This is a genomic window from Corynebacterium sp. HMSC064H12, from assembly GCF_001809925.1.
Classification (GTDB): Bacteria; Actinomycetota; Actinomycetes; order Mycobacteriales; family Mycobacteriaceae; genus Corynebacterium; species Corynebacterium jeikeium_D.
The window spans coordinates 103,847-117,973 of sequence record NZ_KV799341.1 but is presented as its reverse complement, the minus strand read 5'-3'; the positions used below and the strand labels follow the sequence as shown (position 1 = coordinate 117,973).

11 protein-coding genes and 1 tRNA gene are annotated in these 14,127 nt (G+C 59.5%); 5 read left to right on the top strand and 7 right to left on the bottom strand.

Annotation, left to right across the window (positions count from 1 at the left end; all coding sequences use genetic code 11):
• Nucleotides 1-173: 173 nt before the first annotated feature.
• Nucleotides 174-2,225, top strand: coding sequence for an acyl-CoA dehydrogenase family protein (locus HMPREF2681_RS05460; protein ID WP_016421947.1), 2,052 nt, complete (start codon nucleotides 174-176; stop codon nucleotides 2,223-2,225).
• A 69-nt stretch (nucleotides 2,226-2,294) separates the two neighbouring features.
• On the opposite strand, the gene HMPREF2681_RS05455 is transcribed toward HMPREF2681_RS05460, so the two are convergent.
• Complete coding sequence (locus HMPREF2681_RS05455; RefSeq protein WP_016421946.1) at nucleotides 2,295-3,266, bottom strand: N-acetylmuramoyl-L-alanine amidase; 972 nt, start codon at nucleotides 3,264-3,266, stop codon at nucleotides 2,295-2,297.
• Between the two features lie 161 nt (nucleotides 3,267-3,427).
• Nucleotides 3,428-4,027 (bottom strand): TetR/AcrR family transcriptional regulator, encoded by a 600-nt coding sequence (locus HMPREF2681_RS05450; protein ID WP_048732292.1) that lies wholly within the window; start codon nucleotides 4,025-4,027, stop codon nucleotides 3,428-3,430.
• A 75-nt stretch (nucleotides 4,028-4,102) separates the two neighbouring features.
• Here HMPREF2681_RS05450 and HMPREF2681_RS05445 point away from each other — a divergent pair, with 75 nt between their 5' ends.
• Complete coding sequence (locus HMPREF2681_RS05445; RefSeq protein WP_016421944.1) at nucleotides 4,103-5,071, top strand: ABC transporter permease; 969 nt, start codon at nucleotides 4,103-4,105, stop codon at nucleotides 5,069-5,071.
• Nucleotides 5,072-5,109: 38 nt separating this feature from the next.
• On the opposite strand, the gene HMPREF2681_RS05440 is transcribed toward HMPREF2681_RS05445, so the two are convergent.
• Both HMPREF2681_RS05440 and HMPREF2681_RS05435 read right to left on the bottom strand, forming a co-directional pair.
• Nucleotides 5,110-5,182 (bottom strand) — tRNA-Thr (locus tag HMPREF2681_RS05440).
• A gap of 134 nt (nucleotides 5,183-5,316) precedes the next feature.
• The gene (locus tag HMPREF2681_RS05435; RefSeq protein ID WP_070546349.1) at nucleotides 5,317-6,690 is read right to left on the bottom strand and encodes a DNA polymerase III subunit delta'; all 1,374 of its coding nucleotides are present in this window, start codon (nucleotides 6,688-6,690) and stop codon (nucleotides 5,317-5,319) included.
• A gap of 82 nt (nucleotides 6,691-6,772) precedes the next feature.
• Here HMPREF2681_RS05435 and HMPREF2681_RS05430 point away from each other — a divergent pair, with 82 nt between their 5' ends.
• Nucleotides 6,773-8,299 (top strand): adenylate/guanylate cyclase domain-containing protein, encoded by a 1,527-nt coding sequence (locus HMPREF2681_RS05430; protein WP_070546347.1) that lies wholly within the window; start codon nucleotides 6,773-6,775, stop codon nucleotides 8,297-8,299.
• Nucleotides 8,300-8,348: 49 nt separating this feature from the next.
• Here the strand turns inward: HMPREF2681_RS05430 and HMPREF2681_RS05425 are convergent, their stop codons facing one another.
• Nucleotides 8,349-8,552, bottom strand: a complete 204-nt coding sequence (locus HMPREF2681_RS05425; RefSeq protein ID WP_005511351.1) for a helix-turn-helix domain-containing protein — start codon at nucleotides 8,550-8,552, stop codon at nucleotides 8,349-8,351.
• Complete coding sequence (locus tag HMPREF2681_RS05420; RefSeq protein ID WP_016421941.1) at nucleotides 8,553-9,143, bottom strand: hypothetical protein; 591 nt, start codon at nucleotides 9,141-9,143, stop codon at nucleotides 8,553-8,555.
• A gap of 208 nt (nucleotides 9,144-9,351) precedes the next feature.
• On the opposite strand from HMPREF2681_RS05420, the gene HMPREF2681_RS05415 reads away from it, so the two are divergent.
• Complete coding sequence (locus HMPREF2681_RS05415; protein WP_371259422.1) at nucleotides 9,352-10,665, top strand: DUF418 domain-containing protein; 1,314 nt, start codon at nucleotides 9,352-9,354, stop codon at nucleotides 10,663-10,665.
• Between the two features lie 46 nt (nucleotides 10,666-10,711).
• Here HMPREF2681_RS05415 and topA read toward each other — a convergent pair whose 3' ends face one another.
• Entirely contained in the window at nucleotides 10,712-13,672 is a 2,961-nt protein-coding gene (gene topA, locus HMPREF2681_RS05410) for a type I DNA topoisomerase (protein ID WP_070546343.1), read from the bottom strand.
• 270 nt (nucleotides 13,673-13,942) lie between these two features.
• Here topA and HMPREF2681_RS11120 point away from each other — a divergent pair, with 270 nt between their 5' ends.
• A complete protein-coding gene (locus HMPREF2681_RS11120) occupies nucleotides 13,943-14,092 on the top strand; it encodes a hypothetical protein (protein WP_168162081.1) in 150 nt (49 codons plus the stop codon).
• The last annotated feature ends 35 nt before the right edge of the window (nucleotides 14,093-14,127 follow it).

The following is a 14,127-nucleotide window of genomic DNA, read 5'->3' as shown; positions in this document are numbered from 1 at the left end:
GCAAGCCGTCGTCAAGCATTGCACAACGCAGCATTTGCTTGACGACGGCTTTTGCGTTTCCACCTTCTTTTTCTCCCGATAACCCGCTTTCTCTTTCCTCGGTCCCGATTTCCTCATGAGTTTCTCAGTCGAAAGCGACTGACAAGCCCCAGATATCCCATTAACGTTGGGTTATGGCACAGAATTCTTCCAGCTCCACGCGAATCCCCCGCCGGCGCTCGACCGACGCTCCGAAGACACTCCCCTCCCGTCCGGAACCGGAAGTGGCACGCGCACTGCAAAAGGTCCTGGACGGCTATTTCCCCGAGGCGCGCGCGGATGTCCGCGCCCTTTTAGAAGACCCCACCCTGCGGCCCACCTCTGGGCTGACCGTGGAGGAGGCCAGGCAGCACACCACCGAGGCGTTGTCCAAGGTGCTTAAGACCGGCATGCCCTATGGTGCTTTCCGCACTGACCAGGGAGGCACAGGAGATACCGGCGGGACACTCTCCGGGATTGAAATGCTCGGCCACACCGACTTGTCGTTGATGGTGAAGTCCGGAGTGCAGTGGGGCCTTTTCGGCGGCGCTGTCAGCAATCTGGGGACTGAGCGTCACAGCGAGTTGGTGCGTGACCTCATTGAGCTGCGGGCTCTCGGCTGCTTTGCGATGACCGAACGCGGCCACGGCTCGGACGTGCAATCACTCGAAACCACGGCACATTACGACCCCGAGACGGAAGAATTCATCCTCAATTCGCCGACAGCTTCCTCTGAGAAATGGTTTTTGGGCAACGCCGCGCGCGATGGGCGCTGGGCTGCGGTTTTTTGCCAGCTCTACACACCAGGACAAGAAGAATCCCATGGTGTGCACTGCATTGTTGCCCGGATCCGCAATGATGACGGTTCGCCTGTCGACGGGGTTGCGATTGGCGACCACGGCACCAAAGGTGGCCTCTTGGGCGTGGACAACGGCACTCTCATGTTCGACCATTACCGCGTGCCGCGGGAGAACCTGCTTAACCGTTTCGCAGATGTCTCGGCCGCTGGCGAGTACAGCAGCGATATTGGCAGCCCCAATGCACGGTTTTTCACGATGCTCGGTGCCCTCGTGCGCGGCCGCGTGACAGTCGGTGCGGCCGCTGGTGCGGCAACCCGCACCGCACTGACCATCGGCACCAAGTACGCACACTTGCGGCGCCAATTTGCTCCCGACGATTCGCTGCCGGAAAAGAAACTCATTGAGCACCGCCAGCACCGAATCCGACTACTCCCCCGCATTGCGCGTTCGTACGGTCTGCAATTTGCCACCAACCTGCTGATCAAGCGGATTCACGACCTCGAAGCGGAAGGGCTGGACCGTGCGAATCTAACCCCGGAGCAGGCTCGCGATCTACGTGAAGCGGAGGCACATGCCGCCGCATTGAAGGTCGCCAACACCGCGCATGCCACCGATGCCATCCAGGAGATGCGTGAGGCCACCGGTGGAGCTGGCTACATGGCGGAGAACCTGTTGACCATTCTCAAAGAGGACTCTGACGTATTCACTACCTTTGAGGGCGACAACGTGGTGATGTTGCAGCTGGTCACCAAGGAACTTTTGGGTGGTTTTGCCCGGGAGGTACAGAGTTTTTCCAACCTGGAAATGGTGCGCTTCGGCCTCGACAATTTCAGTGGCATTTTGCGCCGTCGCACCGGTGCGGACGCCGTCGTTCAGAACCTCTTGGATGCGCTGACTGACGCTGATGAGTCCTCGCTCTTTGACCCCGCCAGCCAGATGCAATTGCTCATCGAGCGCGAGAATCGACTTCTCAAGTCCCTTGCTCGCAGGCTGCGCCCGGCGCGGAAACTGCCTGTGGAAAAGGCCGCGAAGCTGGTGGACAAGGTCCAGGACCACATGATTTCCTGCGCGTGGGCGCATATCGATCGCATGATTTTGGAAGCGTTCTTTGAAGCTGAATCCACACTCACAGATGAGCGCTCTCAAGAGGTGCTCGAGCAGGTTCGCGATGTGTTCTTCCTGTCGGTGGTCTGCGATAACGCCGGCTGGTTCTTGGAGCAGTCACTGCTCACCGGTACTCGCACCAAGGGCGCGCGGGCGGGCTTGGCCGATCTTGTTGATTCCCTTGGCCCCTGGTCTGAGGTGCTTGTCGACGCCTTCGGTGTCCCCAGCACCATGCTGGATATCCCCATGATGGAGCCTTACGACGCGATGACACCGAAAGCTAAGGCAAACCCGGCTAGTTAGCGTGTTGGCCGGTTGGCTGCTGTGGCGGTGACTGGTGTGAGGTAGCTACGGCCTGGATGCGCAGGTTGGCTACTGCGCCAAGAAACCTTCCAACCCAGCCACAGTGGCCTCTGCCAAGCGCTGACGGCCTTCGTTGGAGGTCAAGAGGGCAATGTCGCTGCTATCACGCATGTTGCCGTATTCGACCAGTGCCTTTGGTTTCGTCGATAGGTTGAGTCCGGTGAGGTCAGCGCGCGGATTCAGCCCCTGGCTACCGAGGTAGTTGGATGGAGCAAAACCGGCTGCGACAAAAGCATCGCGCAGCGCGGTTGCCAGCGCGGTAGATCCCTGCTCGTCATTATTGGCGAGCGGCTGCGAAATCGCAGACACATGGAATCCGCGGTTGCCCTCTCCAGCACCATCTGCGTGAAGGCTCACCACGGCATCGGCGTTGGAGGCATTTTCCTTCTCTGCACGGGCATCGATGCAATCTGCACGACCGGTGTCATCGACGCGGCTGAGCAGCACCTGAGCACCGCGCTGTTCGAGCAGCTGCTTAATTTCCTGCGCCATCAGCCAATTGAACTCATGCTCCGGGAAGCCGTCATTGGAAGCGGTACCGGAGGTATTACATGGCTTCTGGCCACCGCGGCCGTCAGTGACCATCATGTCCGCTGGTGGTGGGGTGCCGGCGTGTCCCGGGTCGAGGTAGATGACCTTGCCGGCTACAGCGCTGGAGCCGTCGGCACGCGAAGTAGCGCGATTAGCTTGCTGTTGTTGTGCATCGCCAGAAGCGACTGCGTCGGGGTTAGCAGAATCAGACATTGCAGACTCCTCATTCGGCGGAGTGGGGTTCGGCATCTGCATAGCCTCTTCTTCAGCTGCCAACGACGTTTGCGTTTCTGTCGACGCAGCTTGCTGAGCGCTTCCTGCTTTGGAAGCCTCCGTGTCGATGGTGCAAGCTACAAGACCGGCTGGCAAAATTGCCGCAGCCACCAAAGCCACAGCTAGTCGTCTTGCTGATCGCTGCACTGCTAGTCCCTGGTGTCCGGGCTGCCGCATAGTGCGTTCTCCTAGTTTCCGCGTACCTGCTATGTGCTGAGTAACAGTAGCAAACACTCGATTGAGAGTCGCCGGCTCCGAGATTTCCTCCCCCTTCGTTTCGGGGAATCACCGCACGTCGGGACGTGTGCAGGATTTTTCAGGACTTATCACCGAGGGGTTTAGTGATTCCCCTTCGCCTGTGCTGCCAAACCCGTAAGCATTAAGTCCACAAGCTTTTCTTGCACACCGGGAAAGTACTGCTCGACCGCTGCAGAGTTAGGAAGGGGACGCGACACCACAGCGAGCCCAAGGTGGAAATCAAGCGGTGCAACGTCCTCCGGGCATAGCCCAGCTGCTTTTGCCTTATCCAGCAGTCGCGTATAGCTCTGACGCAACTCCGTCATTCGCTTTTCGATAATGCCATCAATCTTTTTCGCCTCGCTCCCCAAACTGGTATTGAGATCGCTGAATAATGCCTGGGCAAGTGCCGCAACACTTAATTTCGCGATCGCGTGGACTGCTTCGTGCCAAGCGCCGTCCGGATCGTCGTCAAACTGAGCTACGGCTGCCTCAGTAACCCTGTCGATATCAGCTGCAACACGAGCACTGACTGCGCCGAGAAGCTCAATCCTGCTGGGAAAGTGCCTGCTTGCCGTAGCTAAACCGACACCGGCCTCCCTGGCAATCGCACGCATGGATACACCGGCTCCTTGCTCTATCAAGAGTTTTCGCGCTGCTTCCACGATGGCATCACTGTTCATCACTGCATCTTGTCTCACACTCGCATCCTAACAAACGGAACACTATGCTCCACTTTGTAAGTGAAACACTCTGCTCCAGTTAGGAGATAGGCCATGTCAACAGCTACGACTGAGACGAAAAAAGCCTCACCCGCCCCCAAAGCAGTAGCCGTGATCTTCGGTATTCCGCTCGTCATCGGGCTCATGCTCTTCGCGTTCCTGGCACCGACATTTGCCTCCGGCCCGAACGATGTCCCCATTGCGCTGACTGCCCCCGCCCCAATATCCGAACAAATCACCCAAGCCATCGAACACAAAGCTGGCGACGATGCTCCTGATATCCAGGTGATGGACACCCCTGACGCCGTACGCGAGTCAATCCTCAATCGCGAAACTGTTGGCGGCATCGTCATCTCCCCGACGGGCGCTACCGCCTACACCGCTTCAGGCAACGGCGCACCTTACTCGCAGCTTATCGACGGCATTGCGACGACCCTCGAGTCTCAAAACATCCCTGTAGAGCGGGAGGATTTGGCTCCAACCACACAGGATGACCCACAAGCTTCCGGTGTCGCGCTCCTCGGCTTGCCGCTGGCTTTCGGCGGTATCATCTCGGCAGTTATAGCCACCTTCCTCTTCCGAGGTAAGAAGTGGACGAAATTGGGTGTCCTCGCTGGCATCGCAGTCTTCGGAGCCCTCGTGGCAACGTGGATGCTCCACTCTGTCTACGGCACGCTTTCGGGCAGCTTCGGCATGGAATGGCTGGCTATTTCTCTGGGAATCCTGGCTACCTCAATGCTTACCGCCGGGCTTGCGGCCATTATTGGCACTCCCGGTGTGGGCATCGGCGCCATTTTGACGATTTTCTTGGCGAACCCGCTCTCTGGACTGTCCACCGGCCCCTGGCTGCTTCCGGCCGGTTGGTCCACCCTTGGCCAGTGGATGCCCATTGGGGCGACTGGCTACCTAGTCAGGTCACTGTCATTTTTCGATGGCAACGGTGCTGGGGCAGCGTGGTGGGTTCTCATCGTCTGGGTTGCCGCTGGATTCGCTCTCCTCATGTTTGACCGATCCAAAAAATAAAAAACGGGACCCTTTTTAAAGGATCCCGTTTCAAACCGAGCCGCCTGCGAGAATCGAACTCGCGACCTTCTCATTACGAGTGAGACGCTCTACCGACTGAGCTAAGGCGGCACGCACATTGCGCCGAGCTTTCAAGCAAGCAGAAATAACCCTGCACAAAATGTACAAGCGGTAATACTACTGTACTGCCCCCATCGCTACCAAAATGGGGCCTGCAGTCCGCTGCATTAGGCGCGGCTACCGGCTTACCTACGACCAACCTGCCCCGCGATCTGCAATTTAGCCATCAATTCATCCATCAAGACCGTCAACTTCACTGCAGTCACGAGCATGCCGCGCACCTCGGTGACAGCATCGATGGAGGCCAATATCGCCTCCGGCGGAAGGCGTCGGGCTAGCTCCGTGGCTGTCCGACGACGGTCTGGATTTATGAGGTAGACCGCGCCATCGCCAAACTCAGAACCAGCACCAAAGCCCGAATCCCCCGAAGCAGTCTCACCACCACGTTCCGCCCCAAACGCCAGCACCAGGGCGTCACGGTAAAGCCCCATAATGTCGGTCAACGACAGGTCGATCAGATCTGACTCCGCGCGCCTGCGCCGCCGCTTCTGATTTTCCTCCAGCTCCTTGATAACCCCCTTAGAGCCGCGCAGTGCCGCCTGCGCACCCTTGCCGGACGCACCTACGCCCAGTGAGCGCTCGAGGTTCTCCAGCTCCTCAGCCTCTAGTGGCTCCATCCGCCGCTTCACCTCGCCAGCCACTTCGTTGGCTAACTCTCGCGCCGCCAAATACGACTTCGCCGGGTCGAACACGGCCTCTACGAAATCCAGGGCCTTGCCCCGCCAGGCACGCGAGCCCTCATCGGAGACAAAGCCACGCGCACGCCCAATGTGACCGTTGGACACCGTCGCGGCCCAGACCGCTTGCTCGTCGGTAAGCTCTGGCCGCTCGGCGCGCAGGAGGTTTGTGACGTCGTCGATATGCGGCGTCGGCACATAGACGTGGCGGCAGCGCGAACGGAGCGTAACGGAGAAATCCTCCGCGTTCGTCGTTGGTGCGCACATGATGATGACGGTGCGCAGCGGCGGTTCTTCCACCACCTTGAGCAGCGCATTTGAGGCGGATTCGTTGAGGCGGTCGGCGTCTTCGATGATTAGCACGCGACAATCCGCCGTTGTGGGCATCTTGTAGGCCCAGGGCCGCAGCTCGTCCCTCACCGTCGCCACGGAAATGATGGTGCCCTCCGGGCGCACAATCTTGATATCGCCATGTGTTCCCGCCAGCGCCGTCCGGCAGCCCTCGCACTCGCCGCATCCGGGGTTGTCATGCCGCGTGCACAGCAGCGCCGCCGCAAACGCCGTCGCCGTCACCGACCGCCCCGACCCCGCAGGTCCCGTGAACAGCCAGGCGTGCGTCATGTCCGAGTCGCGTGGCACATCGCTTAACGACGACCCCGCGTCCCCACCTTCCGGCGAAACCTCCACCCCATCGCCTGCCAGCGGTTGACCGTTGGCAAAGCGATAATGCGCAGCGCGCACAGCAGCCTGCAGCCGCTGGCGAACCCCACCGGTTTCGGGCATACGAGAAAACACGCTGCGCTCTGTCATCGGCTCTGTCATGGCCACAACTCTAGCGCGCCCCACGAGACTCTTGTGAGGTAACTACTCCCTGCAATCCGGGGTTGCCACTAAGGTAGTAATCATGCAACGGCTCTGGCGAAATCTGAAATGGCTAAGCGGGACAATGTGGCCTGCTTATGCCTCATTTATCTTCGTCTGCAACCTTGTCGGAGCCATGATTGTCGGCTTGTTCCTCGGCATGCTGTTGCCACTGAACCAAGAAACTCACCTGCCGCGGTTGGCTAATGGGGTCATCTATGCCCTGGCTGGTTACCTGGTTCTGGCAATTATTGCGGGAATCGGCACTACTTGGATCCTGTTCAAGCCGCTGTTGAAATGGCAGCGTCATCCAGAGCTGCACGATCCGCGGCGGGTGCGCTATCTGGTCATGCGCGTGCCTGTCTATCAGGCACTCTTGGGTACCGTCATCTGGTCTCTGGGCGTGATTGTCTTCAGTGGAGTCGCGTTCGCCTATGACAGCAAGATTGGCCTGATGGTGCTGCTCACCTCGGTGCTCGGTGGCGCCATGGTGGCACTGTTGACCTATCTAATTGCGGAGCGCATGGTGCGTCCGGTTGCTGTGGAGGCGCTGGCGCGTAGGGCCCCGGATTCTTCGCTGGAGCCACCGATTGGCCACCGCCTGCGCCAGACGTGGGTGTTGACCAGCGGTGTTCCAGTGGTAGCAATCCTGCTTGTGCTGATAGGTCAGCGCCGTGGTCTATTCACAGATGACGCGGCAGATTTGCTGCCCACCATCACCGCGCTGGCAATTCTGGCTCTGATTACCGGCTATTTCGGCACGATGTTGGCCACTATGTCCATCGTCGACCCGATTCGTGATCTCACGGGTGCGATTAACAAGGTCCGCCAGGGCCAGGTGGATACGCGCGTGCCTATTTACGACGGCTCCGAGATGGGCGTTCTCCAGGCGGGTTTCAATGAAATGATGCGTGGCCTGCAGGAGCGTCAGCGGGTCCGTGACCTCTTCGGCCGCTATGTCGGGTCTGAGGTCGCCCGTAAGGCTCTGGAAGAAAAGCCGACTTTGGGCGGCGAGAATCGCCTCGTCGCGGTGCTGTTTGTGGACGTGATTGGTTCGACCAACTTCGCGGAGAAGAACTCGCCAGAAGTCGTTGTCCGTGAGCTCAATGCCTTCTTCGACCACGTTGTTGACTGTGTGCACCGCAATAAGGGCATTATCAACAAGTTCCAGGGTGACGCGGCTCTGGCTGTCTTCGGCGCTCCCCTGCCCCTCGATGACACTGCTGGGCACGCCCTCACAGCCGCCCGTGAACTGCGCGAGGAACTGCTCGACCTCCAGCTCACCGCGGGTATCGGCGTCTCCGCCGGGCACGTCGTTGCCGGCCACATCGGTGCCCGCGACCGTTTTGAATACACGGTTATTGGTGACGCGGTTAACCAGGCTGTCCGTCTGACCGAGCTGGCCAAGGACACCCCGGGCCGCGTGCTCGCCACAGCTTCCACCATTCGCCTGGCCAACGAGGACGAGCAGGCTCGCTGGACCACCCTGAAGTCCGTGGAGCTGCGCGGCCGTACGCACATGACGCAGCTTGCGCGCCCGGTGCGCCCGACGCTTGCCGACGAAGCTTAGGGCTCGTTGGGCGCCCAGTACCCCTAGACTTCTCAGACGGCGAACACACTTACTCCACCGAGAATAAATCTCCTGGCTGGCAGTCCAAAGCTTCGCACAACATAGTGAGCGTCGTGAATCGCACGGCCTTCGCCCTGTTGTTTTTCAGCACTGAGAGGTTGACCGGAGTGACCCCGACCTGTTCGGAAAGGGCTGCCAACGTCATTCCGCGGCTTTCAAGCAGCTCATCTAAGTGGCACACAACCTTCGCCATTTAAATGAGTCCTTCCTGATCTTCCTGCATTCGCGCAGCTCGGAACAACATAACTCCGAGAGTGGAGATGACTATCATAAGCACAAACCATATTCCCAGGTGCTCATTGAAATCGGCATGATCACGCTGGTACCACGCGCTCAGATTCAGGCCACTTGCGACCCAGTTTTCACCCATATGCTGTAGGAAACTACTTGCCGGATACATCGCTACCAGCCAGGAGATAGCCATAACTCGTCGCGCAGTCTTAACTGTAAAAAACTCGCCCTTCAGGTACGAGAGTGAGAACAACACGCAGAGCACGGCAATCGCGGCGACGATAGCGCATCGAACAACAGTCGCAGCAATAAACAAGGAGAGGACTCCACCACTCATAACCTCGATAGGAACCCCTTTGCCACTTCCCAGCACTTCGGGCAAAAGCAGGGTCAGATCACTGGGGAACTGCTGATGAAGAACCGGATGGCGGAGCTGGAGCAAAATGTAAACCAGTGCAAACACTCCGGCAAAAAGGCTCACGATTACATCCCGGCGCTCCTTAGTTTGATTGACATACGGGTCATTTGGCTTCTTGGTCTGTGGAGATACCATAGCTAACTTCCTTACTGCACCGTAATTGGCGCGGTTAGTGAGATTATTCTGCGGGGCGCTTGGAGCTGCAGCCAAACCCCAACACATCGTTATTCGATGTATCGATTTTCGATACTATATCGCTTTTCGATATGTCGCAAGGCTCCTGCAACAATCGCCGTCCGCCGCCAACCTGCGTACCCTCCCGCAAATCCTTTACGTTGGAGGAATGACTGACAGCCGCTCCAGCTCTAGCACCAACCCCAGACCTCGCATGCTCGTCCCCGACGCTGCGCGCGGATTCGCTCTTCTCGGCATCGCTATCGCAAACATTGCCACTGCCTGGCTGGTTGCAAGCCCCGAGCTGCCCGGAGCATTCTTCGGCGGCGTCATAAACGACAGCATCGCCGACAAGGCCACCGTGCTTTTTACCGCTGTGACCGCACACAATCGCGGGCTGCCGATGTTCGCAACGCTGCTCGGTTTCGGTGTCGGACTCATTGTCCGCAGTTTGGCCAGGAGGAACTTTCCACGGTCGCGGGCGCGAGTGGTCGTCGTAAAGCGTTATGCGTTCCTGGGGCTGTTCGGCATCGCGCACATGCTGTTTCTGTTCTTTGGCGACATCATGTTTCTCTACGGCATCTGCGGCATCATCCTGGGGCTGCTTATGGGGCTTAGCAACAAAGTGCTGACTATCCTCGCATGGATTGCGCTGACAGTTAATGCGGTATTGAGCCTGCTGTTTTTGGTTTTCACAATTGCGATGCCCGACGTCGGGTTGGACGGTTCCGACATGACCGAGCTCGTCAACGGCGGTGCGATTGAAACAAGTTACCTGGATATGCTCGCCGCGAATCTCGAGGCCCTGACAATGAGCATCACTACTCTGCCGCTGCAGCTGTTCCTCTACCTGCCGGTGATGATGATTGGCTTCGTGTGGGCTCGCAAGGGCGTGCTTGACGACGTTGACGCGCACCGCCCCCTGCTTATTCGGTGGCTCGTGGTGGCTGTGGTCGTGGCTTTCGGTATCGGCATCCCTATGGGGTTGGCAGCGATTGGTGTTCTTCCAGCCGGACAGCACATGGCCTTCGTGGTAATTAACAGCTTTGCTGGAGTCTTCACCGGCCCGGGAATTCTGGCCGGGCTGGCGTTAGCACTGCAGCCGCTCCAACGACGCCTGAACGAGGGCGCCGCTGTACCTGGTTGGCTGGTGCCGATTGTGGCGCTCGGCAAGCGTTCGATGACAGGCTACCTGATGCAGTCGGTCATCTTCTTTGTGCTGGTGTACCCATTTATGCTGGACATCCCGCGCGACATGGGCGCGTTCGTGCAAACTCTCATTGCTGTGGGCGTCTGGTTGGTGACATTGTTCGCCGCGTGGGCGATGGAGCGTCGCGGCATGCAGGGTCCGTTTGAGAAGGTGCATCGCCGGCTGTCGTACGGGCCGACGATGCGGGCGGAGTTGGCCGGGGTCGGTGGCCCCAAGCCAACTCCGCAGGAGGCGCCGGGCGCACCAGCTCCGCAGGGGGCGCCGGGCGCTTAAGTGCTCTGCACCCATTTCGCCCCTGCCGCGGCTAACGGTCAATGCGCTACTTGCCCTTACGCGTTGCCTTCACCACTCGCTTGGTGGTGCGCTTGACTGCCTTCCTGGTGGTCTTCTTCGCAGCCTTCTTCGTGGTCTTGCGAGTCGACTTCTTCGCAGCCTTCTTAGTGCCACCATCGGCGGCTTCCTTCGCGCGGCGCTCAGACAGCAGCTCGCAGGCGCGGGCATCGGTCAGAGTCTCAGGCGTATCCCCCTTGCGCAGCGAAGCATTGGTGACACCATCGGTGACGTACGGACCGAATCGGCCATCCTTCACCGACATCGGGCGACCGGAGACATCGTTGTCGCCCAGCTGCTTCAGCGGCGGCTTCGCAGCAGCGCGACCGCGGCGCTTCGGCTCAGCGTAGATACGACGCGCCTCGTCCAATGTCACGGTGAAAATCTGCTCTTCGTTAGCCAGTGAACGCGAGTCCGTGCCCTTCTTCAGGTACGGACCGTAACGGCCATTCTGAGCAGTAATAACCTCGTTATCGACCGGGTCGACACCGACCTCGCGCGGCAGGCTCATCAGCTTCAGAGCCTCTTCCAGCGTGACAGTCGACGGCTCCATGGAGGAAAACAGCGAGGCCGTCTTCGGCTTCAGAGTTTCCTCGATGATTTCCGCGGTGCGCTTTTCCTTCTGCTTGGCAGCGGTCTTGGTTTCCCAGTTCTTCTTTCGCTTGCCCTCGGCAGCGCGCTGAGCGTCCTCTTCGGCGCGCTCAGCTGCGATGATCTCCTCAGCCTTGGCTACGACACCTTCGCGCTCTTCATCGGTAACCAGCTCGGTGACGTAGGGGCCGTAGCGGCCATCACGAGCAACAATCATGCGACCATTGGCCGGGTTAATGCCCAGCTCACGTCCGCCCTGCGGCATCGCCAGCAGCTTCTCGGCAGCGGCCAGATCCAGCTCGTCCGGAGTCATGGCCTCCGGGATGTTGGCGCGCTGCACCTCGTCGGCACCGTTTTCACCGGCCCCCGGGCGCGTACGCTCCAGGTACGGCCCATAGCGGCCAACGCGAACGATGATCGGGTTGCCCTCGGCATCGTCGAAAAGGTGGAGCGAATTGACCTTCCGAGCATCAATCGATTCCAAGTTCACATCGATGATGCTCTTCAGACCACCGTGGGTCGCAATAGCGTCGGCTCCCTTGTGGCGGTGATCCTTGTCATCGCCGAAGTAGAAACCGGTCAGCCAGGTCGTGCGATCCTTATTGCCCGCAGCAATGCCGTCGAGCTCATCCTCCAGCTCGGAGGTGAAGTCGTAGTTGACCAGATCGGAGAACGCTTCCTCCATCAGCCCCACCACGGCAAAGGCCACCCACGAGGGCACCAGAGCGTTGCCGCGAGGGTAGACGTAGCCGCGATCCTGAATGGTCTTGATAATCGACGCGTAGGTCGACGGACGCCCAATTCCCAAGTCCTCCATCTTCTTCACCAAGCTGGCCTCGGTGAAGCGCGCAGGCGGGTTGGTGGAGTGGCTGTCGGCACTGAAGTCCGTGGCCGTCAGGCCCTGGCCTTCAGTCAACTGTGGCAGACGCTTCTCAGCGTTGTCGGCGACCTTGCGGCCGTCGGAAAGCGCGGAGACCTCAACGTATGCCTTGAGGAAGCCCGGGAAGCGAATCGTGCGTCCAGTGGAGGCGAACTCGACGGCGTGCGTGTCGGTGGCGCCAGCGATGGTGACCTTCATGGACGTGCCGCGTGCGTCGGCCATCTGCGAGGCGACCGTGCGCTGCCAGATCAGTTCGTAGAGCTTGAACTCCTCGGCATCCAGCGATCCCGCCAGCTGCCCCGGCGTTGCGAACGTCTCTCCCGCCGGACGAATTGCCTCGTGCGCTTCCTGCGAGTTCTTCACCTTGCGCGAGTACTGGCGCGGCGCATCGGCGACATACTCCGAGCCGTAGAGCTCCAGCGCTTGCTTACGCGCGGCATCGATACCGGCCTTGGACAGCGTCGTGGAGTCGGTACGCATGTAGGTAATGTGACCGTTTTCGTACAAACGCTGCGCCACACGCATCGTGCGCTCAGAGGTGTAATGCAGCTTTCGACCCGCCTCCTGCTGCAGCGTGGAGGTCATAAATGGCGGGTACGGGCGGCGCGTGTACGGCTTCTCCTCCACCGACGCGACCTTGAGCTCAGAGCCCACGAGGTCCGCCGCCAGGGTTTCGGCGAGCTGCTTATCGACGACCCGGATGCCATCGGACTTCTTCAGCTGGCCACGGTCATCGAAGTCTCGGCCCTGCGCTACGCGCTGACCATCAACGCTGGTCAGGGTTGCGACGAATTCCTTCGGCTGGTTGGCGTCAGCAGAAGCCGAGCCGGTGTCCAAAGTTGCGGCGACATCCCAGTACTCGGCGGAGATAAACGCCATGCGTTCGCGCTCACGCTCGACGATGACGCGCGTTGCCACCGACTGCACACGGCCTGCCGACAGGCGCGGCATGACCTTCTTCCACAGCACCGGGGAGACCTCGTAGCCGTAGAGACGGTCGAGGATACGGCGACCCTCCTGGGCGTCAACCAAGTTCTGGTCCAGCTCACGGGTGTTGGCGGCGGCTTCCAGGATGGCCTGCTTGGTGATCTCATGGAACACCATGCGACGCACCGGCACCTTGGGTTTCAGAACCTCCAGCAAGTGCCAGGCAATAGCCTCGCCCTCACGGTCGGGGTCAGTTGCGAGATAGAGTTCGTCGACTTCCTTGAGCTTGGCCTTCAGGTCAGCGACTTTCTTCTTCTTATCAGCGCTGACGACATACAACGGAGCGAATCCGTTGTCGACATTCACACCCAGACGAGCCCAGGGCTCCTTCTTGTAACGAGCCGGAACGTCGGCTGCGCCACGGGGCAAGTCGCGAATGTGGCCCACCGACGCCTCCACGATGTAATCATCGCCGAGATACGGCTGAATCTTGCGAGCTTTCGTCGCCGACTCGACAATTACAAGGCGCTTGAGGCCGTCTGAATTCGCCATAGAAGTTTTTCTATCCTGCAACGTTGAATGTTTTTGACTGTTTAGATTCTTGTTTTCGTTTAAATCTTGGGGTTCTTGGCCGGACTCTGGCTGGGCTTCAGCTGTGAGAGGCCCGCAATCGGTTCCAACCGGTTCCGATCAGTGCAAATCAGTTCCCGGCCGCGTTCTCCCCGGAAGATTATCTGGAAAGAATATGAAGAATATAAGGAATACCGTACACACAATCTAGTTTGTCGCGTGGATTCCTCAAGTATCGGGCGGATTTTGGGTGTGACTGAAGGGGCTGCTGTGGGGGATCCCCGGTGGCCGGCAGTTGCCGACCCGACGACTGCTGTGCGGCTGGCCATGATCATCCCCGTGGCTGTCAGTGGCTGGTCACAACAGGCCGCAGCGGGCGCAGCCGCCGCAGCGGCCGCGTGATCGCGGGCTGCAAATGTGAAACTGTATGAGTTTAT